Source organism: Streptomyces sp. NPDC003027, assembly GCF_053591435.1.
The window spans coordinates 1-19050 of sequence record NZ_JBSFTU010000013.1 but is presented as its reverse complement, the minus strand read 5'-3'; the positions used below and the strand labels follow the sequence as shown (position 1 = coordinate 19050).

At 73.9% G+C, this 19050-nt stretch carries 20 protein-coding genes; 8 read left to right on the top strand and 12 right to left on the bottom strand.

Going from position 1 to position 19050, the window contains the following annotated elements:
* Nucleotides 1-142: 142 nt before the first annotated feature.
* Nucleotides 143-871: a VIT1/CCC1 transporter family protein gene (locus tag ACWDX6_RS12295; RefSeq protein ID WP_451484861.1), complete on the bottom strand. Its 729-nt coding sequence runs from the start codon at nucleotides 869-871 to the stop codon at nucleotides 143-145.
* Nucleotides 872-1112: 241 nt separating this feature from the next.
* Between ACWDX6_RS12295 and ACWDX6_RS12290 the strand changes: the two genes are divergently transcribed.
* Genes ACWDX6_RS12290 through ACWDX6_RS12260 form a run of 7 tightly spaced genes read left to right on the top strand, consistent with a single transcriptional unit; the run spans nucleotide 1113 to nucleotide 8917 of the window.
* Entirely contained in the window at nucleotides 1113-2111 is a 999-nt protein-coding gene (locus ACWDX6_RS12290) for an ADP-ribosylglycohydrolase family protein (protein ID WP_451484860.1), read from the top strand.
* Entirely contained in the window at nucleotides 2108-3493 is a 1386-nt protein-coding gene (locus ACWDX6_RS12285) for an ADP-ribosylglycohydrolase family protein (RefSeq protein WP_451484859.1), read from the top strand. Before ACWDX6_RS12290 ends, ACWDX6_RS12285 begins: the two co-directional genes overlap by 4 nt.
* The gene (locus ACWDX6_RS12280) at nucleotides 3474-4625 is read left to right on the top strand and encodes an ADP-ribosylglycohydrolase family protein (protein WP_451484858.1); all 1152 of its coding nucleotides are present in this window, start codon (nucleotides 3474-3476) and stop codon (nucleotides 4623-4625) included. Before ACWDX6_RS12285 ends, ACWDX6_RS12280 begins: the two co-directional genes overlap by 20 nt.
* Entirely contained in the window at nucleotides 4622-6007 is a 1386-nt protein-coding gene (locus tag ACWDX6_RS12275) for an ADP-ribosylglycohydrolase family protein (protein WP_451484857.1), read from the top strand. The genes ACWDX6_RS12280 and ACWDX6_RS12275 overlap by 4 nt, the downstream gene beginning before the upstream one ends.
* Nucleotides 6004-6927 carry a ribokinase gene (gene rbsK, locus ACWDX6_RS12270; RefSeq protein ID WP_451484856.1) on the top strand — a complete coding sequence of 308 codons (924 nt, stop codon included), beginning with the start codon at nucleotides 6004-6006 and terminating at the stop codon, nucleotides 6925-6927. The genes ACWDX6_RS12275 and rbsK overlap by 4 nt, the downstream gene beginning before the upstream one ends.
* The gene (locus ACWDX6_RS12265; protein ID WP_451484855.1) at nucleotides 6924-8126 is read left to right on the top strand and encodes a CaiB/BaiF CoA transferase family protein; all 1203 of its coding nucleotides are present in this window, start codon (nucleotides 6924-6926) and stop codon (nucleotides 8124-8126) included. Before rbsK ends, ACWDX6_RS12265 begins: the two co-directional genes overlap by 4 nt.
* On the top strand, nucleotides 8123-8917 hold the full coding sequence (locus tag ACWDX6_RS12260) for an HpcH/HpaI aldolase/citrate lyase family protein (protein ID WP_451484854.1): 795 nt from the start codon (nucleotides 8123-8125) through the stop codon (nucleotides 8915-8917). The genes ACWDX6_RS12265 and ACWDX6_RS12260 overlap by 4 nt, the downstream gene beginning before the upstream one ends.
* A gap of 109 nt (nucleotides 8918-9026) precedes the next feature.
* Here ACWDX6_RS12260 and lgt read toward each other — a convergent pair whose 3' ends face one another.
* The 11 genes from lgt to hisI form a co-directional block, all read right to left on the bottom strand.
* Nucleotides 9027-10028: a prolipoprotein diacylglyceryl transferase gene (lgt, locus tag ACWDX6_RS12255; protein ID WP_451484853.1), complete on the bottom strand. Its 1002-nt coding sequence runs from the start codon at nucleotides 10026-10028 to the stop codon at nucleotides 9027-9029.
* 72 nt (nucleotides 10029-10100) lie between these two features.
* Nucleotides 10101-10922 (bottom strand): thioredoxin domain-containing protein, encoded by an 822-nt coding sequence (locus ACWDX6_RS12250; RefSeq protein WP_451484852.1) that lies wholly within the window; start codon nucleotides 10920-10922, stop codon nucleotides 10101-10103.
* 63 nt (nucleotides 10923-10985) lie between these two features.
* A complete protein-coding gene (gene trpA / locus ACWDX6_RS12245; protein ID WP_451484851.1) occupies nucleotides 10986-11801 on the bottom strand; it encodes a tryptophan synthase subunit alpha in 816 nt (271 codons plus the stop codon).
* Nucleotides 11798-13111, bottom strand: a complete 1314-nt coding sequence (gene trpB / locus ACWDX6_RS12240) for a tryptophan synthase subunit beta (protein WP_451484850.1) — start codon at nucleotides 13109-13111, stop codon at nucleotides 11798-11800. Before trpB ends, trpA begins: the two co-directional genes overlap by 4 nt.
* 238 nt (nucleotides 13112-13349) lie before the next feature.
* Nucleotides 13350-13541, bottom strand: coding sequence for a tryptophan biosynthesis modulator TrpM (gene trpM, locus ACWDX6_RS12235; RefSeq protein WP_451484946.1), 192 nt, complete (start codon nucleotides 13539-13541; stop codon nucleotides 13350-13352).
* A 166-nt stretch (nucleotides 13542-13707) separates the two neighbouring features.
* Nucleotides 13708-14517: an indole-3-glycerol phosphate synthase TrpC gene (gene trpC, locus ACWDX6_RS12230; RefSeq protein WP_451484849.1), complete on the bottom strand. Its 810-nt coding sequence runs from the start codon at nucleotides 14515-14517 to the stop codon at nucleotides 13708-13710.
* A 130-nt stretch (nucleotides 14518-14647) separates the two neighbouring features.
* Nucleotides 14648-15232: a DUF2752 domain-containing protein gene (locus ACWDX6_RS12225; protein WP_451484848.1), complete on the bottom strand. Its 585-nt coding sequence runs from the start codon at nucleotides 15230-15232 to the stop codon at nucleotides 14648-14650.
* 74 nt (nucleotides 15233-15306) lie between these two features.
* Nucleotides 15307-15555 (bottom strand): HGxxPAAW family protein, encoded by a 249-nt coding sequence (locus ACWDX6_RS12220; protein WP_451484847.1) that lies wholly within the window; start codon nucleotides 15553-15555, stop codon nucleotides 15307-15309.
* A gap of 133 nt (nucleotides 15556-15688) precedes the next feature.
* Nucleotides 15689-16363, bottom strand: a complete 675-nt coding sequence (locus ACWDX6_RS12215; protein WP_451484846.1) for a TIGR02234 family membrane protein — start codon at nucleotides 16361-16363, stop codon at nucleotides 15689-15691.
* Complete coding sequence (locus ACWDX6_RS12210) at nucleotides 16363-17877, bottom strand: anthranilate synthase component I (protein WP_451484845.1); 1515 nt, start codon at nucleotides 17875-17877, stop codon at nucleotides 16363-16365. Before ACWDX6_RS12210 ends, ACWDX6_RS12215 begins: the two co-directional genes overlap by 1 nt.
* Nucleotides 17878-17888: 11 nt before the next feature.
* Nucleotides 17889-18239, bottom strand: coding sequence for a phosphoribosyl-AMP cyclohydrolase (hisI, locus tag ACWDX6_RS12205; protein WP_403289364.1), 351 nt, complete (start codon nucleotides 18237-18239; stop codon nucleotides 17889-17891).
* Nucleotides 18240-18323: 84 nt separating this feature from the next.
* On the opposite strand from hisI, the gene ACWDX6_RS12200 reads away from it, so the two are divergent.
* Entirely contained in the window at nucleotides 18324-18959 is a 636-nt protein-coding gene (locus ACWDX6_RS12200; RefSeq protein WP_403289362.1) for a TIGR03085 family metal-binding protein, read from the top strand.
* The last annotated feature ends 91 nt before the right edge of the window (nucleotides 18960-19050 follow it).

Below are 19050 nucleotides of genomic sequence, written 5' to 3'. Positions count from 1 at the left end.
TCGAAACCGCCCATTAACGGCTACCTATTCAGCGCTATGCATAGTGTCTCACTCGGGCGGGGGATCCGCCCAGGGGATATACATCACAGCATCACGGAGGGGACCCCGCCACAGGGCCGGGGTCCCCTCCATGGCGCATGGGTCAGAGTGCGGCGCCGAAGAGCATCCCGAGCCCGTAGGTCACGGCCGCCGCCGCGCCACCGAGGACTAGCTGGCGCAGTCCGCTGAACCACCAGCGGCGGGCCGTCACCCGGGCCACCAGCGCACCGCAGGCGAAGAGCCCGAGGAGCGCGAGGAGCACGGCCGGCCAGAGAGCGGTGGCGCCGAGCAGATATGGCAGTACGGGAAGAAGGGCGCCCAGCGCGAACGAACCGAACGAGGACACGGCGGCGACCCTCGGCGACGGCAGGTCGTCGGGGTCGATGCCCAGCTCCTCGCGGGCGTGGATCTCCAGCGCCTGCTCCGGGTCGCGGGAGAGCTGCATCGCCACCTCGCGGGCGAGCGGGGGCTCGACCCCGCGGGAGACGTACAGCGCGGCCAGCTCCTCCATCTCGTCGACGGGGTGCTTGCGCAACTGGCGGCGCTCGACGTCCAGTTCCGCCTGGACGAGCTCACGCTGGGAGGCGACCGAGGTGTACTCGCCGGCGGCCATGGAGAAGGCGCCGGCCGCGAGCCCCGCGAGTCCCGTGATGACGAGGGTCTGCTGCGAGACCGCGCCGCCGGCGACACCGGTCATCAGGGCCAGGTTGGAGACCAGTCCGTCCATCGCCCCGAACACCGCCGGCCGGAGCCAGCCGCCGTTCACATCGCGGTGCGTGTGGTTGTCGCGATGGGCCTCGTGAAGTGGCGCCTCGGCTTCGATGATGGACATGCTTCTCCCTGCCTTTCCGGCGGTTCGGACCGACCCCGCCGCCCTCAACACCCTCGAAAGTACGCGCGATGTAAGGGGCGCGCCAGCAAGGCAGGCCGTACTTAGTAAGGCCCGCCTGATCTTCCGCGCGAGGTGCCGACCGGGTGTCAGCCGGGTGACAGAAACGATTCGGCGCACAGGTCGGGCCCCTCGCGTGGCACAGATCCAGGAACCGCGAAAGGCGAGCGAGAGGGCGAGCGAGATGCGAACGACTGCCTGCGACACGCGCGAGCGAGCCAGAGGCGCGCTCCTCGGCCTCGCGGTCGGCGACGCGATCGGCGCGCCCGCCGAGAACATGCGCCCCTCGGAGATCCGCCGCCGCTGGGGCCGGATCGAGGGGTTCGTGGCGGACAGTCCGGCGGGCACCGACGACACGGAGTACGCGATCTTCTCGGGGCTGCTGCTCGCCCGGCACGGCTCGGCCCTGACCGTGCGGCATGTGGAACGGGCCTGGCACCACTGGATCGCCGACCTGGACGAGGGCCCGTTCCGTGGAGCGGGCTTCTCCGAGCGCGGCACCCTGGAGAACCTCCGCCGGGGTCTGGCCGCCCCCATCTCGGCCCAGCACCGCCACGCCTGGTCGGACGGACTCGCCATGCGCGCCGCGCCCTTCGGGGTCTTCGCCGCGGGCCGCCCCGCCGAAGCCGCGCGGCTCGTCGCCATCGACGGCACCGTCAGCCACGACGGCGAAGGCATCTACGGCGGCCAGGCGGTCGCCGCGGGCGTCGCGGCGGCGATGGCGGGCGCGTCGGTGACCTCGGTGATCGCGGCCGCGCTCTCCGCGGTCCCGATGGACTCCTGGACGGCCCGCTCGATGCGCCGCGCGGTGGTGGCGGCGCAGCGGCTGGAGCCCGACCCCCTGACCCGGGAACGCGCGGTCCGCTCGGCGGTCGTCATCGGCGGCTACCCCTGGACGGATCTGGCCCCGGAGGCCGTCGCCCTCGCCTTCGGCGCCTTCGCGGCGGCGCGCGGCGACTTCCGTACGGCCGTCCTGACCGCGGTCAACATGGGCCGCGACGCCGACACGACCGCCGCGGTCGCGGGGGCGCTCGCCGGAGCGTCGGCGGGCGTGTCGGCGATCCCGGAGGAGTGGGCGACGGCGATCGCCCCCGTGACGGGCAGCTGCCTCCCCTCGATGCGCGGCTACCACGTCCTGGACATCGCCGATCTGCTGACGGCGGACGAGGAGGAAGCGGCATGACGACGACGGACCCGACGCACCGCACGTACGGCTCCGGCTCCGCCGCCCCCACCACCGCTGCGGGCAGTCGTTCCGCGCGGCTGGGGGCGCCTCCCGGGCGGAGCCTCGGGGGAGGGTGGGCACAGCCCACAAGACCGGGCGCCCCGAACGGGGACGGCGCCCACGAGGGCCTGGACCGCACCCCGGAGGCGGGCCCGGCGCCCGAGGGCCCCGCGGCCGCCCCCGGGCCGGACGCCCACGCACGGCGCGAGGCCATCGAAGGCCTCCTCCTCGGGCTCGCCGCGGGCGACGCCGCCGGGTGGCCCGCGGCCAGGCACCGCGCCGCCCGCATGCCCGAATGGACCCGCCGCCTCACCCGCGAACTGGACACCTTCGCCGAACAGAACGCCACCACCACCCTCCCCGTCCCCATCGCCCTCAACCAGCCACCCGAACCCCTCCGCCTCGGCCCCTCCGACGACGCCGAGTGGGCGGTCTTCACCGCCGAGGCCGTCCTCGCCGCCGCGGGCCCCCTCTTCTGCTCCCTCCCCCCGGAGCGCCGCCTCCGCGCCGCCGTCGACCTGGCCTGGAACGCGCTCGCCAGCCAGGTCGCCGCCGCCGCCGACCGCGCCCCCGAGGTCGAGTCCGCCGTCCTCCCCCTGCGGGCCCGGATCTCGGTCCGGGCCGGGCTCGGCAATCTCGCCACCGGCCTGCGTCCGCCCGCCACCGGCCACGACAACCCGCACTACTTCGACGACGCCGCCTGCGTACGGGCCGCGGTCCTCGCCGTCGTCCATCCCGGCGACCCGGCCGCCGCGGCCGAACTCGCCGAGTTCGACGCCCGGTACACCCAGGACGGTGACGGCGTCCACGGTGCGCGCGCGACCGCCGCGGCCGTCGCGGCGGCCCTCGGCGGGGCGAGCGTCGACGACGCCGTGGCGGCCGCGCTCGCCCAGCTCCCGCCCGCCACCGAGATCGGCCGCAACGCCCGGCAGGCCGTGAAGATGGCGCGTGACGCGGCGACCGCCTTCGAGCTCGTCCCCCTTCTGGAGCACCAGATCGTCGACCACGTCTACAGCTACGGCATCGCCGCCGCCGAAACCGTCCCCGTCGCCCTCGCCCTCGCCCTCGCCGCGCGCGGCCAGGCCGCCGCGGCCGTACCGGCGGCCGCCTGCCTCTCCCGCGTCGCCGACTCCGCGCCCGCCCTCGCGGGCGCGCTCACCGGTGCGCTCGGGGGCGGCGACTCCATCCCCGGTACCTGGCGCGACGCCTGCCGCACCCTCGCCGGCTGCGCCCTCCCCCGCCTCGCGGGCACCGACCTGGTGGAACTCGCCGGGCTGCTGGGAGACACGGAACTGACCACCACGGGTGGACAATTCCGGCATGACACCCACACTGGATGACCGGATCACGGGCAGCCTCGTCGGAGCGGCGGTGGGCGACGCCCTCGGCGGCCCCGTCGAGGGCTACACCCCGGAGCAGATCGTGGAGCGCCACGGAGGCCGGATCACCGGCATCGTCGGCCCCTGGAACGGCGCGTCCTGGCGGACGGCCCGCCCCATCGCGCCGTACCACAAGGGTGACGGCCACGTCACCGACGACACCTTGATGACCCACGCCCTGATCAGGGTGTACGAGAAGGTGCGGGACCACCTCGACGCGTACGCGGTGGCCGACCACCTGGTCCCCGAACTCATCGGAAAACCCGTCTGGATCCCGGAGCTGGAGGCCGAGGCCCTCCCCCTGCAACGGATCTTCCTCGCCGAGAAGTGGATCGTGACGCGGCTCCACTACGGCCATGCCGACCCGCGCGAGGCGGGTCACGGAAACATCGTCAACTGCGGGGCGGCGATGTACATGGCGCCGGTGGGCCTGGTCAACGCGGCCAACCCGGAGGCCGCGTACGCGGAGGCCCTGGACGTCGCCGGCGCGCACCAGTCCTCCTACGGCCGGGAGGCGGCGGGGGTGTTCGCGGCGGCGGTGGCCGCGGCGTGCGCTCCCGGCGCGACGCCCGAGTCCGTCGTCCGCGCGGCCCTCTGTCTCGCCAAGGACGGCACACGGTCGGCGATCGAGGCGGTCGTGGAAGTGGCGGCCCACCACCAGGACTTCGAGTCGGCCCTCGCACCGCTGCGCGAGGCGGTGGCGCCGTTCGACACGGTGGGCCCGGACTACCGCGCCCCCTCCCTCGGCGCGCGCCGCCCGTCCCGTCTGCACGCGATCGAGGAGCTCCCCGTCGCCCTGGGCATGCTGCTGGTCGGCGAGGGCGACTACCGGCGTACGGTGCTCGGCTCGGTCAACTACGGCCGTGACTGCGACTCGATCGCCACGATGTCGGGGGCGATCGCGGGCGCCCTGGGCGGTGAGGCCGCGGTCCCCGCCGACTGGTCGAAGCGGGTGGCGGAGGCGAGCCGCCTGGATCTGCACGCCCCGGCGGCGGCCCTGGCCTCGGTCGCGCGGGAGGTCTTCGCCCGTGACGCGGCCAGGCGCCGGGCGCACGAGTCGGCGTACGCGGCCCTGACGAGCGCGGACCGATGATCCTGCGCGTGACCTGGGTGCAGCCGGAGGACCTCGTCGGCCACGAGCTCCGCCAGGCGGCGGAGGACGGCCGCGACGCCTCCGCGATCGCCGCCCGCTGGCAGACGGCGGGCGGCCATCCCGCCCCCCGCACGGCCGGCGCGTCCCCCACCCCCCGCCCCGACCTCCGCCCCCTGGCGGAGCGCCTCCTCGACGAACTGTCCACGCTCCCGGCCCCCCTGGCCCCCGAGGAACCCACACCCCTGCCGGCCATCCGGATGTGCGCCCCCCGGTCCCCCGCCCCCCGTGGACGGAACACGCCGGAGGCCGGAGCGGGGGGACCGGCGTCCCTCCGCGACCGGCTGCACGCCGCCTGGCTGGGGCGGGCCGCCGGGTGCCTGCTCGGCAAACCCGTCGAGAAGCTGCCCCTGCCCGCCATCCGCGCCCTCGCCCGCGCCACCGGCGACTGGCCCCTCTCCTCCTGGTTCACCGCGGTCGGCGTGCCCCCCGAGCTGCTCGCCGCCCACCCCTGGAACCGCCGTTCCGCCGCCACCTCGCTCGCCGAGAACATCGACGGCATGCCCGAGGACGACGACCTCAACTACCCCCTCCTCAACCTGCTCCTCCTCCAGCGGTACGGCCGCGACTTCACCACCGCCGACGTCGCCCGCCTCTGGCTCGACGAACTCCCCGCCGGCCGCACCTTCACGGCCGAGCGCGTCGCCTACCGCAATCTGCTCGACGGCATCGAGCCCCCGCTCACCGCCGTCCACCGCAACCCCTTCCGGGAGTGGATCGGCGCCCAGATCCGCGCCGACGTCCACGGCTGGACCCACCCGGGCGACCCGGACGCCGCCGCCGCGCAGGCGTACCGGGACGCGGCGCTCACCCACACCGCCAACGGGATCTACGGCGCCATGTTCGTCGCCGCCACCCTCGCCGCCGCCGCGACCGGCACCGCCGACGTCCACCGGTCACTGGAGTGCGGCCTCGGCGTGATCCCTCCCCGCTCACGCCTCTCCCGAGCGGTCCGCCTCGGTATCGGCACCGCTCGCGCCACCACCGACTTCGACGACGTCGTGGACCGGCTCCACGCCGCCCTCGGCGGGTATCACTGGGTCCATGCCGTCCCCAACGCCGCCCTCCTCGCCGCCGCGCTCACCCACGCCGACGGCGACTTCTCCCGCTCCATCTGCGCGGCGGTCTCCGGCGGCTGGGACACCGACTCCAACGGCGCCACCGCCGGCTCGGTCGCCGGACTCCTCGCCGGCCACCCCGACCGGCTGCCCGAGCGCTGGACCTCCCCCCTCAAGAACCGGCTCTCCACCTCGATCCCGTCCTTCGACGGCATCGGCTTCGACACCCTGGCCGACCTGACGCATCTGGAGGCAGTACACCGATGACCAGCATCGTGGTGCTCGGCAGCACCAACATGGACCTCGTCGCCTTCGTCCCCCGGGCCCCGGCGCGCGGAGAGACCGTCACCGGCCGGGAGTTCCGCACGATCCCCGGCGGCAAGGGCGCCAACCAGGCCGTGGCCGCGGCCCGGGCCGGCGCCGAGGTCGCGATGATCGGCGCGGTCGGCTCCGACGACTTCGGGGTACGGCTCCGGGCCGCCCTGGAGGGGGCCGGGGTCGAGACCGATCTGCTGCGCACCGTCGAGGGCCCCTCCGGCACGGCCCACATCGTCGTCGACGACGAGGGCGGCAACGCGATCGTCGTGGTCCCCGGCGCCAACGGCACCGTCACCACGCTCAGCCACGGCGACGAGGCCCTGATCGGCACCGCCGACGCCCTGCTCCTCCAACTCGAACTCCCCCTATCCGCCGTCGTCGCGGGCGCCGCGACCGCCCGCCGCCTCGGCGTCCGTACCCTCCTCACGCCCGCCCCCGCCCAGCCGCTGCCCCCCGAACTCCTCGCCGCCACGGACCTGTTGGTGCCCAACGAACACGAGGCCGCCGCGCTCACGGGGATCGCCGACCCGCACGCCGCCGCGGCGGCGCTGCTGCGGGACGTGCCCGAGGTGGTCATCACCCTCGGCGCCCGGGGCAGTCTCTACGCCGCCCGGGACGGCGACCCGGTCACCGTCCCCGCCCCCCGCGTCCGGGCCGTGGACACCACCGCCGCGGGCGACACCTTCGTCGGCGCGCTCGCGGTCGCCCTCGGCGAGGGCCGGCCCGTCCCGGAGGCGCTGTCCTGGGCGTCGGCCGCCGCCGCGCTCTCGGTCCAGCGCGAGGGCGCCTCCTCCTCGATGCCGTACCGCGCCGAGATCGACGCGGCCCACGGCTCCTCCGTCACCGGCCTGGAGGTCGACGCCGTATGACCCGCTCCGAGAGCCCCGCTCCCCTCCAGGGACTGCGCGTCCTCGACCTCGCCACCCTCTTCGCCGGCCCCCTCGCGGCGATGATGCTCGGCGACTTCGGCGCCGACGTCATCAAGATCGAGCACCCCCGCAAGCCCGATCCGTCCCGTGGCCACGGCCCCGCCAAGGACGGTGTCGGTCTGTGGTGGAAGGTCCTCGGCCGCAACAAGCGGACCATGACCCTGGATCTGTCCACCCACGGCGGCCGCGACACCCTGCTGCGCCTCGCCGCCGACGCCGATGTGATCGTGGAGAACTTCCGCCCCGGCACCCTGGAACGGTGGGGTCTGGGATGGGAGGAGCTCTCGACGGTCAACCCGGAGCTGGTCTTGGCCCGGGTCACCGGCTTCGGCCAGTTCGGCCCGTACTCCCACCGCCCCGGCTTCGGCACCCTCGCCGAGGCCATGAGCGGCTTCGCCTCGATCACCGGCGAGCCGGACGGCCCGCCCACCCTTCCCCCCTTCGGTCTCGCCGACTCGATCGCCGCCCTGGCGACGGCGTACGCGGTGATGACCGCGCTCACCGCCAGGACGACCACCGGCCGCGGCCAGGTCGTCGACATGGCGATCATCGAACCGATCCTCTCCGTCATCGGACCGCACCCCCTCTGGTACGACCAGCTCGGCTATGTCCAGCCACGCACCGGCAACCGCTCCCGCAACAACGCCCCCCGCAACGTCTACCGCACCGCCGACGGCTCCTGGGTCGCCGTCTCGACCTCCGCCCAGTCCATCGCCGAACGCGTGATGCGGCTGGTCGGCCGGCCCGAGCTGATCGACGAGCCCTGGTTCGCCGACGGGACCGGCCGCGCCGCCCACGCGGACGTCCTCGACGACGCGGTCGGCACCTGGATCGCCCGCCGCACCCGCGACGAGGCCATGGCCGCCTTCGAGAAGGCGGAGGCGGCGATCGCGCCCGTCTACGACATCCGGGACGTGATGACCGATCCGCAGTACCGCGCCCTGGACACCATCACCGAGGTCCCCGACCCCGAACTGGGCCCGATCCGTATGCAGAACGTCCTCTTCCGGCTGTCCGAGACCCCCGGCGCGATCCGCTGGACCGGCCGGCCGCACGGCGCCGACACCGCCGACGTCCTCGCCGAACTGGGCCTCTCCCCCACCGAGATCAGCGCCCTGCGCGGCGAGGGAGCCGTATGAGCACCCCCCTCACCTGGCTGTACGCCCCCGGCGACCGCCCCGCTGTCGTCCAGAAGGCCCTGGCCTCCGGCGCCGACGTGGTCATCGTCGACCTGGAGGACGCGGTGGCACCGGACCGCAAGGCATACGCCCTGGCCGCCACCGTCGATCTGCTCTCCGACCCGCACCCCGTACCGGTCCATGTCCGCATCCACACCCCACGCGACATCCCCCCGCTGGCCTCCCTCCCCGGCCTCGGTGGTTTCCGTGTTCCCAAGGTGACACACGCCACTGACATCCACCGGATCGCCGACGCCGCACCGGGCGTTCCGCTCTACCCGCTCCTCGAGAGCGCGCCGGCCGTCGAGCACGCCTACGCCATCGCCTCCGCCCACCCCGCCGTCCGGGGCATCGCCCTGGGCGAGGCGGATCTCCGCGCCGACCTGGGCGTACGGGAGGACAGCGGGCTCGACTGGTCGCGCGGTCGCCTCGTGGTCGCCGCCCGCGCGGCCGCCCTGCCGCCCCCCGTCCAGTCGGTCCATCCCGACGTCCGGGACCTCGAAGCCCTGGCGGCCGACTGCGCCCGTGGCCGCTCCCTCGGCTTCCTCGGCCGGGCCGCGATCCACCCCCGCCAGCTGCCGGTGATCGAACGGGCCTACCTCCCGACCCCCGACGAGGTGGCCGCGGCCGAGGAGGTCGTCAAGGCCGCGGAGACCGAGGAAGGCGCCCTGGCCCTCCCGGACGGCCGTTTCGTCGACGCGGCCGTGGTGGAGGGCGCCCGCCGCGTCCTGACCCTGGCGGCCAGGGCGTGACCCACCACCCCGCCCCGTCACCCCGGCCGCGTGGACAGGGCGGCATACGACAGGGCCGCCCGGACCCTTCGGTCCCGGCGGCCCCGCGCTCGCTGTGTGGGGTGCCTGCTCAGCCCTTGGCGGTGGACTCCGCCCCGTTCTTCGGTGTGTCCGAAGCCCCGTCGCCGGGAGCGTCCTCGGGCTCGGCGGCGGGCTCGGCTGCTCCGGCGGCGTCGCTGATGCCGCCGGCCGGCTCACCCTCGGCGTCCTCACGGTCCTCACCGTCCGCGTCGGCGACGGTGACGGACTTCCCACCGCCCGCCCCGGGCTCCACGGTCTCCTCGCGGCCCGGCCGGACGCGCGAGGAGATCACGATGTAGACGACGGCTAGGACGAAGACGACGATCGCCGTCCAGACGTTCAGCCGCAGGCCGAGGATGTGGTGGGCCTCGTCGACCCGCATGTACTCGATCCACGCCCGGCCCGCGCAGTACGCGGCGACGTAGAGGGCGAAGGCCCGCCCGTGGCCCAGCTTGAAGCGGCGGTCCGCCCAGATGACGAGCAGCGCGACGCCGACGCACCACAGGGACTCGTACAGGAAGGTCGGGTGGTAGAGCCCGGCCTCGCGGTTCGCACCGGCGCTGATCTCCAGAGCCCACGGCACATCGGTCGGCTTGCCGTACAGCTCCTGGTTGAACCAGTTGCCCCAGCGGCCGATCGCCTGGGCGAAGGCGATGCCGGGCGCGATGGCGTCCGCGTACGCCGGCAGCGGGATACCGCGCCTGCGGCAGGCGATCCAGGCACCGACCGCGCCGAGGGCGATGGCACCCCAGATGCCGAGGCCGCCCTCCCAGATCTTGAAGGCGTCGACCCAGTTCTCACCCTCGCTGAAGTACAGCTGGTAGTCGGTGATCACGTGGTAGAGCCGGCCGCCGACGAGGCCGAAGGGCACCGCCCAGACGGCGATGTCGGCCACGGTGCCGGCGGTGCCGCCCCGGGCGATCCAGCGCTTGTTGCCGTACCAGACGGCGACGAAGACACCGATGATGATGCAGAAGGCGTAAGCGCGCAGCGGAACCGGTCCGAGATGGATCACACCGGTCGACGGGCTGGGAATGTAGGCAAGGTCCATGGCATGACCGACGCTACCCTGCCGGGCGGGCCGGACGGCAGCCCACCCGGCAACGTCTGCGTAACTACCGGCTCAGCCGCGGGCCGCCGGGGAGGCCGTGCCCGGCTTCCTGCCCTTGTTCGCCTCGGCGACCCACTTCTTCAGGTTCTCCGGCGAGATCTGCTCGTTGCCCTTGGTCGGGAAGATCGATTCTCCGTTGAGGAGGACCGACGGTGTGCCGCGGAAGTCGCCGTTGCGGAAGGCCTCGGTGGACTTGGCGATCCAGCTGTCGTGCGTGCCGTTCTCGACGCAGCTGCGGAAGGCGGGGGTGTCGAGCCCGGGGACCTTCGCCGCCAGCTCCAGCAGCTTGTCGTTCTTCGCGAAGGCGTCGTCGGTCTCCGGGGGCTGGTTCATGTAGAGCACGTCGTGGTACGGCGTGAACTTCCCGGCGTCCTTCGCGCAGGCGGCGGCGTTGGCCGCGCGCAGCGAACCGCTGCCGCCCATGTTGCCGTCGATGATGGTGACGAGGTGGTACTCGGTCTTGAGGGCTCCGGCCGCCTCCAGCTCGTGGATGGTGTCGCGGAACGCGTTCTCGAAGGAGGTGCACGCCGGGCAGCGGAAGTCCTCCCAGACCGTGAGCGTCGACGGGGCGTCCGCGCGGCCCGTCGGGATGGCCGGCTGATCGCCCCCCACGGCGCCGCTCGGCGCGACGACCGGGCCCGCCTTGTCGGAGCCGCCGCCCTTGCCCCCGGTGTTGGCGGCGATCACGCCGACGACCGCGGCCAGGCCGAGGACGCCGACGACCGCCGCCGACACGATGAGGACCCGCCGCTGCTTCTCGCGCGCCTTGTCGCGGTCGCGCTGCTCCTTGAGGCGCTCCCGCGCGCTCTGCTTACCGTCTCGGTTCTCGCTCACGCCTCAGCAACGAACCGGGGAGGCACGTCCGCGCCTCCCCGGTCCGAGATCCACCCGTACGGGTTACGAAACGCGGCGCACACCGGCGGCGAGTTCGGCCGCCAGTTCCCTTACGGCGACGAGCCCGGCGGCCTCGTCGTCGGCGTCGAGCATCCGCTTGACGAACGCGGAGCCGACGATGACGCCGTCGGCGAAGCCCGCGACCTCCTTGGCCTGCTCGGCGTTGGAGACGCCGAGCCCGACGCAGACCGGCAGCTCACTGGTGGCCCGGGTGCGGCGTACGAGATCGGCGGCCTGCTCGCCGACCGACTCGCGGGTGCCGGTGACGCCCATCAGGGAGGCGGCGTAGACGAAGCCGGAACCGGCGGCCGTGATGGTGGCCAGGCGCTCGTCCCTGCTGCTCGGCGCGACGACGAAGACGGTGGCGAGACCGTGCTTGTCGGCGTGTTCGCGCCAGGTGGCGGACTCCTGGACCGGCAGGTCGGGAAGGATGCAGCCGGCGCCGCCGGCCGCGGCCAGCTCCTCGGTGAACCGCTCGATGCCGTAGCGGTCGATCGGGTTCCAGTACGTCATGACGAGCACCGGCTTCCCGGTGGCGGCGTGGGCCTCGCGGACCGTGCGCATGACGTCGGCGATCCGGACGCCGCCGCGCAGGGCGATGTCGTCGGCGGTCTGGATGACCGGGCCGTCCAGGACCGGGTCGCTGTGCGGCAGGCCGACCTCGACGATGTCGGCACCGCCCTCGAAGACCGCCTTGACGGCCTCGATGCCGCCGTCCACGGTCGGGAACCCGGCCGGGAGGTAGGCGATGAGGGCCGCACGGTTGTCGGCCTTGGCCTTGGCCAGGGTGTCGCTCAGCAGTCGAATGTTCCCGCTCACTTGGAGCCCCCCTGGATCTCGGTGTCCCGCTGGATCTCGGCGGCGCCGTTCTCGGCGGAGGCGTCGGCCTCGACCGGAGCGGCGTCGGCGCCGTACAGCCCGAAGTAGCGGGCCGCCGTGTCCATGTCCTTGTCGCCGCGGCCGGAGAGGTTGACCACGATCAGTCCGTCCTCACCCAGCTCCCTGCCCACCTGGAGCGCGCCGGCCAGCGCGTGCGCGGACTCGATGGCCGGGATGATGCCCTCGGTGCGGGAGAGCAGCCGCAGGGCCCGCATCGCCTCGTCGTCGGTGACGGCGCGGTACTCGCCGCGGCCGCTGTCCTTGAGGTACGCGTGTTCCGGGCCGATGCCGGGGTAGTCCAGGCCCGCCGAGATGGAGTACGGCTCGGTGATCTGGCCTTCGTCGTCCTGGAGGACGTACGAACGCGAACCGTGCAGGATGCCGGGTTCGCCGGCGGTGAGGGTGGCGGCGTGCTCGCCGGTCTCGACGCCGTGACCGGCCGGCTCGCAGCCGATCAGGCGGACGCCGGTGTCCGGGATGAAGGCGTGGAAGAGGCCGATGGCGTTGGACCCGCCGCCGACGCAGGCGACGGCCGCGTCGGGGAGGCGGCCGGCGCGCTCCAGGATCTGACGGCGGGCTTCGACGCCGATGACGCGGTGGAAGTCGCGGACCATGGCCGGGAAGGGGTGCGGTCCGGCGACGGTGCCGAAGAGGTAGTGGGTGCGGTCGACGTTGGCGACCCAGTCGCGGAACGCCTCGTTGATGGCGTCCTTGAGGGTGCGGCTGCCGGACTTGACCGGGATGACCTCGGCGCCGAGCATCCGCATCCGGGCGACGTTCAGCGCCTGGCGCTGGGTGTCGATCTCGCCCATGTAGATGGTGCATTCGAGCCCGAAGAGGGCGCAGGCGGTGGCGGTGGCGACGCCGTGCTGACCGGCGCCGGTCTCGGCGATGACCCGGGTCTTGCCCATGCGCTTGGTGAGCAGGGCCTGGCCGAGCACGTTGTTGATCTTGTGCGAGCCGGTGTGGTTGAGGTCCTCGCGCTTGAGGAAGACCCGGGCGCCGCCCGCGTGTTCGGCGAACCGGGGCACCTCGGTGAGGGCGCTGGGCCGACCGGTGTAATGGACCATCAGGTCGTTGAGCTCACGGGCGAACTCGGGGTCGGCCTTGGCCTTGTCGTACTCGACGGCGACCTCGTCGACGGCGGCGACGAGGGCCTCCGGGATGAACTTGCCGCCGTAGGCGCCGAAGTAGCCCTCGGGCGTGGGGATCTGACCGTCGGGGTCAGGAAGGAAGTACTCGCTGGACATGCGACTGCTCCTCGCGGGGCGGTGCCCCGAAATGATGTGCTGGCAGTGGTCACGTGATGCGCGCGTGAACCCCCGCTGTGGGCGACTGTTCCGCTGGGGCGGAACGGGTGGGCACAACGGACGGTGCCCCTGCCGGGCCCGGGCTCCCGGTGCGTGCGGTGCCCACGAGCGCGGCGCGGTCGTGGTCGCGGGGAGCACGGGGCGGGGGCACCCGCAAGGGTCCCGTCCCGTGTGACGGCTAGCGGGCGTGGGTGCGCGCGGGGCGCGGGCGCCATCGCATGCCGTTGACCTGGCCGGGCTCGTCGCCGATCACGTACCGCACGCGGCGGCCGTGGACCCGCCGTGCGGGCGCCCGGCAGCCGCGCGGACGGCAGCCTCGGGCCAGCGGGGCGTGCGCCGGCGCGGCGGCAGTACGGAGCCGGGTGCGCATCGCGCGGCTGGGGACGTGGACGGACCCTGCCACGGCCGCCACCCGGCGCGGGGCCGGAATCGTCACGCCGACGACCGGGTCGGGCCGCTCCGCGGCCACGGCGACCGCACCCGGGGCAGCGGGGCCCCGGGGGGTCGGCGTGGCGCGGCGGGTGGTCATGGGAAGGTCAGCTCCGGCCGTGGCGGAGGGCCGGGTGGGCGCCGGCGGCGACCAGGTCGGCGACGGCGGCCTTGGGGTCGCGGCCGGTCACGAGGGACTCGCCGACGAGGACCGCGTCGGCGCCGGCGTTGGCGTAGGCGATGAGGTCGTGCGGGCCGCGGACGCCGGACTCGGCGATCTTGACGATGTGCGCGGGGATCTCCGGAGCGACCCGGTCGAAGGTGGACCGGTCGACCTTGAGGGTCTTGAGGTTCCGCGCGTTCACGCCGATCACCCGCGCGCCGGCCTCGACCGCGCGCTCGACCTCGTCCTCGTCGTGGACCTCCACCAGCGGCGTGAGGCCGATGGACTCGGCGCGCTCGATGAGGGAGACCAGGGCCTCCTGGTCGAGGGCGGCGACGATCAGGAGCGCGAGGTCCGCGCCGTACGCCCGCGCCTCCCACAGCTGGTACGCGGTGACGATGAAGTCCTTGCGCAGCAGGGGAACGTCGACCCGGGACCGGACGGCCTCCAGGTCGGCGAGCGAGCCGCCGAAGCGGCGCTCCTCGGTGAGCACGGAGATGACGGCCGCGCCGCCCGCCTCGTAGTCCGCGGCGAGTGCGGCCGGGTCGGCGATCGCGGCGAGCGCGCCCTTGGACGGGCTGGAGCGCTTCACCTCGCAGATCACCTTGACGCCGTCCCCGCGCAGTGCGGCGACGCCGTCCTTGGCCTGCGGCGCCTTGGCGGCGCGCTCCTTGAGCTCGTCGAGGGAGACCCGCGCCTGCCGCTCTGCGAGGTCGGCGCGCACGCCTTCGATGATCTCGTCGAGCACACTCACGCGAGAGGCCCCCTTCCGGGACGGTGATGGTGACGTTCGTGAAGATGAACCAGGTTCAGCCATGTCGATGGTATCCGCAGGACGGCGTGGGGCCCGCATCCGGTGGAGACGCGTCCCACCTGCTGGGACTTCACGGCGCGAGCGCGGAGCCGAACGGCAGGTTCCGCACCAGGGTGAAGGCGGCCAGAACGGCGCCGATCCCCCACCACCACGGAGGGGAGATCACGAAGCGCATCGGCACGCCTCGGACGGCGCGAATCAGCCACATGATCATGACGACGGCGAAGAGGCCGTAGCCGACGACGGCGAGGGCGTTGGCGCCGACGGCGGCGCCGAACTCCCCGGTGATGAAGGCGTGGGCGCTGCGCAGGCCGCCGCAGCCGGGGCAGTAGAGGCCGGTGAATCGCAGCAGGGGGCAGACGGGGTAGTGGCCGGGTTCGTTGGGGTCGACGGTGCCGACGTAGGCGAAGGCGGCGGCGACCCCGGCGAGCGCGCCCAGCGGCGCGGCCAACCGTCGCCCGAGGGACGGCGGCACGGCGGGGCGGGCGGGGCCGGCGGGGCTTTCGTGACCGGCGAGGCTTTCGGGGCCGGCGGGGCCGGTGTACCCGGCCGGTACGGCGTGGTCGGCCGGGCCCGAGGCCGTCGCCCCGGGAGGCAGCCGCGGCGGGGCGGCGGGGTCGTCGGGCGCGGGGGCGGTCGGCGGCTTCGCGGTCACCCGGTGATTCTCGCCCCTGACGCGCGAAGGCGCAGCCCGGCATGGCCGGACCGCGCCTTCGTCCAGGTCGTTCGTCAGACCCGGGCCTTCGTGGAAGCCGCCTCGCGGGCGGCCCTGACGTGCTCCGGCTCCTTCGGCATCCCGAGGCCCGCGGCCTTCATGGCGAGGCCGACGACACCGCCGAGGAGGACGACGGCGATCCCGGCCCAGAAGCCGGCCACGTTCGCCGCCACCATGAAGACCCCGGCGATGCAGAAGCCGATGAAGGAGATGATGACACCGGTCCAGGCGGCCGGGGTGTGTCCGTGGGCGCTGCCCGCCATGAGTTGCTCCTCGTTGCTGTTGCTCGGTGGTGGCTCAGTGGTGAGGTCTCGCCTGCGCGGACACTCGCGGTCATTGTCCCGCACACCGGGACGCGCGGATGAATCGGGGTGGCGCAACGATCACGCGTCGCGCTCAGCCCTCCCGCGTCGGGTCCTCGCCGCGGTCCAGGGCCTTCCAGAGATCCTCGGGCCGGTCCGGGTCGCCGCCGGGCCGGGCGGTGGCGCCGGCCGGGCGCGCGCCCCGGGGCCCGCCCTGGCGTTCGTAGCGGCCGCCCATCGCGGGCCAGCTCCTGCCGTACCGCAGGGCGAGGAGACCGGCGAGCAGGATCAGCAGCGCACCGGCGGCCGTGACGTACGGCCAGGCGGTGTGGGTCAGGCCGGACACCGCGGCCTCGGAGGCACCGGTGACCCGGGCGGCCTCGGCGTCCAGGGCCTCGCTGTCGGAGGCGCCGAGGACCGAGGCCAGCGCCGCGCCCGCGCCGCTGAGCGCGAGGAGCCCGGAGACGAGGGTGCGGCCGGTGCGGCGGACGGCGAAGACGGCGACGAGCGCGGCGAGGCCGACGACGGCGAGCGCCGTCGGTACGCCGGTGACGGTACCGCCGTCGGCCTCGACGGGCACGGTGCCGCCCCCCACGGACGCGGTTCCCTCGGCCCAGATCTGGCCCGAGGAGAGCAGCACGACGGTGGCTCCGAGGGCGCCGAGCAGGAGAGCCGCGGCGAGACTGCGGCGGCCGCCGGGTCGGGCGGCCGTTCCGCTCGCGCGTGCGGCTCGGGGCTGGGGTACGGGTACAGCACTCACGTACCCCACTATCCCTTACGCGCCTCCGGGCCGTTCATCCGGTTGGCGGTGTGGACGGCGCGGAGCACGGCGGCCGCCTTGTTGCGGCATTCGGTGTCCTCGCCCACCGGGTCGGAGTCGGCGACGACTCCGGCTCCGGCCTGCACGTACGCGGTGCCGTCGCGGAGCAGTGCGGTACGGATGGCGATGGCGGTGTCGGAGTCGCCGGCGAAGTCGAGATAGCCGACGCACCCGCCGTACAGTCCGCGCCGCGAGGGCTCCAGCTCCTCGATGATCTGCATCGCGCGCGGCTTCGGCGCGCCGGAGAGCGTGCCGGCCGGGAAGCAGGCGGTGAGGACGTCGAAGGCGGTCCTCCCCTCGGCGACGCGGCCGGTCACGGTCGAGACGATGTGCATGACGTGGGAGTACCGCTCGATCGACATGAAGTCGACGACCTCCACCGAACCCGGCTCGCAGACCCGCCCGAGGTCGTTGCGGCCGAGGTCGACGAGCATCAGGTGCTCGGCGCGCTCCTTGGGGTCGGCCAGCAGCTCCTCGGCGAGGTCGTGGTCCTCCTGCGGGGTGGCGCCGCGGTGCCGGGTGCCGGCGATGGGGTGGAGCATGGCGTGCCCGTCCTCGACCTTGACCAGGGCCTCGGGGGACGAGCCGACGACGTCGAAGCCGTTCTCGAAGCGGAAGAGGTACATGTACGGGGACGGGTTGGTGGCCCGCAGCACGCGGTAGACGTCGAGGGCGGAGGCCCGGCAGGGGGTTTCGAAGCGCTGCGAGGGGACGACCTGGAAGGCCTCACCGGCCCTGATCCGCTCCTTGATGTCCTCGACGGCGTCCTGGTACGCCGCGCCGCCCCACAGCGCGGAGAACTCCGGCAGCTCGGAGGCGGGGAGGGCGGCGGGGGCGGTGGCGACCGGGCGGGCCAGGTCGGCCTCCATCGCGTCGAGGCGGGCGACGGCGTCGGCGTACGCCTCGTCGACGCCGGTCTCCAGGTCGTTGTGGTTGATCGCGTTGGCGATCAGCAGGACCGTGCCGTCCCAGTGGTCGAGGACGGCGAGGTCGCTGGTGAGGAGCATGGTCAGCTCGGGGAGCCGGAGGTCGTCCCGGCCGTGCTCGCCGATCTTCTCCAGCCGGCGGACGATGTCGTAGCCGAGGTAGCCGACCATGCCGCCGGTGAACGGGGGCATTCCGCCGGCCAGGTCGCGGGGGGTGTGCAGGGCCTCGACGGTGGCGCGCAGCGCCTGGAGCGGGTCGCCGTCGGTCGGCACGCCGACGGGCGGGGTGCCGAGCCAGTGGGCCTGCCCGTCACGGACGGTGAGGGTGGCGTCGCTGCGGACGCCGATGAAGGAGTAGCGGGACCACAACTGGGCGGAGCGGCCGTTCTCCGCGGACTCGAGGAGGAAGGTGCCGGGGCGTTCGGCGGCGAGCTTGCGGTAGAGCCCGACCGGGGTGTCGCCGTCCGCGAGGAGGCGGCGGCTGACAGGGATCACGCGGCGGTCGGCCGCCAGCTTGCGGAAGGTCTCGAGGTCCATGGCGGCTGACCTTACTGGGAGAGCGGGAGCACGTCGGCGTCGAAACAGGTCCGGGCGCCGGTGTGGCAGGCGGCTCCGACCTGGTCGACCTTGACGAGCACGGTGTCGGCGTCGCAGTCGAGGGCGACGGACTTGACGTGCTGGACGTGGCCGGAGGTGTCGCCCTTGACCCAGTACTCCTGGCGGCTGCGCGACCAGTAGGTGCAGCGGCCCGTGGTGAGGGTGCGGTGCAGGGCCTCGTCGTCCATCCAGCCGAGCATCAGCACCTCGCCGGTGTCGTACTGCTGGGCGATCGCCGGGACGAGTCCGTCCGGGCTGCGCTTGAGGCGGGCGGAGATGGCCGGGTCGAGATTGCTGCTCATGCGGCCATTGTGCCGTGACCGGGACGTTCGCCCGGCGGGGCGTCCACTGGGCGGACCGGCGGCCCGGGCCGTACGCTGGCGGGCATGTCGACCCATGCCAAGCGTGAACGACTTCTGCTCGCCGACCTGTTGGAGGCGGCCGGGCCCGATGCCCCGACGCTCTGCGAGGGCTGGCTGACCCGGGACCTCGCGGCCCATGTGGTGGTGCGCGAGCGCCGTCCGGACGCGGCGGCCGGGACGCTCGTCCCGGCGCTGAAGGCCCGGCTCGACCGGGTGCAGGCCGAGTTCGCCGAGAAGCCGTACGAGGAACTGATCCAGCTCATCCGCACCGGACCGCCGCGGATGTCCCCTTTCACCATCAAGCAGGTGGACGAGGGGGCGAACACGGTGGAGTTCTACGTCCACGCGGAGGACGTCCGCCGGGCGCAGCCCGACTGGTCGCCGCGCGAGCTGGACCCGGTCTTCTCGGACGTGCTGTGGAACCGCCTGGAGAAGGGCGCGCGGCTCCTCGGCCGCAAGGCCCCGGTGGGCCTGGTCCTGCGCCGCCCGAACGGCCAGACGGCGGTGGCGCACCGCGGCACCCCGGTGGTGACGGTCTCCGGGGAGCCGGGCGAGCTGACGATGTTCCTCTTCGGCCGCCAGGACGCCGCGAAGGTGGAGCTGGACGGCGAGCAGGATGCCGTGGAGCGCCTGCACCAGGCGAAACAGCTGGGGATCTAGGGTCTTTCGTTTGGATCAGGCCGGATCAGGGAGCGGGGTCTGGTGCATGGGGTCTCCCCAGGCCCGCCAGGGCCGAGGGGACGGATCGCAA

Bases quoted from the DNA above. Each gene is read 5' to 3' on its own strand.
- ACWDX6_RS12295 (WP_451484861.1), bottom strand. From the start codon at position 871: ATGTCCATCATCGAAGCCGAGGCGCCACTTCACGAGGCCCATCGCGAC.
- ACWDX6_RS12290 (WP_451484860.1), top strand. From the start codon at position 1,113: ATGCGAACGACTGCCTGCGACACGCGCGAGCGAGCCAGAGGCGCGCTC.
- ACWDX6_RS12285 (WP_451484859.1), top strand. From the start codon at position 2,108: ATGACGACGACGGACCCGACGCACCGCACGTACGGCTCCGGCTCCGCC.
- ACWDX6_RS12280 (WP_451484858.1), top strand. From the start codon at position 3,474: ATGACACCCACACTGGATGACCGGATCACGGGCAGCCTCGTCGGAGCG.
- ACWDX6_RS12275 (WP_451484857.1), top strand. From the start codon at position 4,622: ATGATCCTGCGCGTGACCTGGGTGCAGCCGGAGGACCTCGTCGGCCAC.
- rbsK (WP_451484856.1), top strand. From the start codon at position 6,004: ATGACCAGCATCGTGGTGCTCGGCAGCACCAACATGGACCTCGTCGCC.
- ACWDX6_RS12265 (WP_451484855.1), top strand. From the start codon at position 6,924: ATGACCCGCTCCGAGAGCCCCGCTCCCCTCCAGGGACTGCGCGTCCTC.
- ACWDX6_RS12260 (WP_451484854.1), top strand. From the start codon at position 8,123: ATGAGCACCCCCCTCACCTGGCTGTACGCCCCCGGCGACCGCCCCGCT.
- lgt (WP_451484853.1), bottom strand. From the start codon at position 10,028: ATGGACCTTGCCTACATTCCCAGCCCGTCGACCGGTGTGATCCATCTC.
- trpB (WP_451484850.1), bottom strand. From the start codon at position 13,111: ATGTCCAGCGAGTACTTCCTTCCTGACCCCGACGGTCAGATCCCCACG.
- trpM (WP_451484946.1), bottom strand. From the start codon at position 13,541: ATGCGCACCCGGCTCCGTACTGCCGCCGCGCCGGCGCACGCCCCGCTG.
- ACWDX6_RS12220 (WP_451484847.1), bottom strand. From the start codon at position 15,555: ATGGCGGGCAGCGCCCACGGACACACCCCGGCCGCCTGGACCGGTGTC.
- ACWDX6_RS12210 (WP_451484845.1), bottom strand. From the start codon at position 17,877: ATGGACCTCGAGACCTTCCGCAAGCTGGCGGCCGACCGCCGCGTGATC.
- hisI (WP_403289364.1), bottom strand. From the start codon at position 18,239: ATGAGCAGCAATCTCGACCCGGCCATCTCCGCCCGCCTCAAGCGCAGC.
- ACWDX6_RS12200 (WP_403289362.1), top strand. From the start codon at position 18,324: ATGTCGACCCATGCCAAGCGTGAACGACTTCTGCTCGCCGACCTGTTG.